Here is a 427-nt window from a genome sequence, read left to right as displayed (position 1 = left end):
GATGTCCTCGCCATTGCCAGTGCAAGCCAAGCATACAACGTGAAGCCCTGTAAAATCATGACAGTTGAAGAGCAAACATTGCAATCATTGAACCAAGCGAGAACCTTAGTAGATAAACAAAAGACCCAGCTTTCAAATCAAATACGTGGATTGCTATTAGAGTTTGGTGTTGTCATTAATCAAGGCGATGCAGCGTTAACACAAGCGGTTCCAGATATTTTAGAAGATGCTGAAAATGCGCTACCTATCGCATTAAAACAAGCACTCGCGGTGAGTTATGACCTATATAAAACACAATGTGCCGCTAAAGCACAGCTACATAAACAAGTTGAAGCGATAACCAAGCAAAATGACAGTTGCCAGCGTTTAATGGCATTAGAAGGTGTTGGCCCTATTACCGCGATAGAGCTGCTATCCTTTTTAGGCA

General features: G+C 42.2%; 1 pseudogene. It reads left to right on the top strand.

From position 1 onward, the window contains the following. A pseudogene (locus EXT48_RS23780) lies at window positions 1-427 on the top strand (IS110 family transposase); the annotation flags it as partial.

Source organism: Pseudoalteromonas sp. CO348 (assembly GCF_004208845.1).
Taxonomy (GTDB): domain Bacteria; phylum Pseudomonadota; class Gammaproteobacteria; order Enterobacterales; family Alteromonadaceae; genus Pseudoalteromonas; species Pseudoalteromonas maricaloris.
This window is presented reverse-complemented; position numbering and strand designations above follow the sequence as displayed.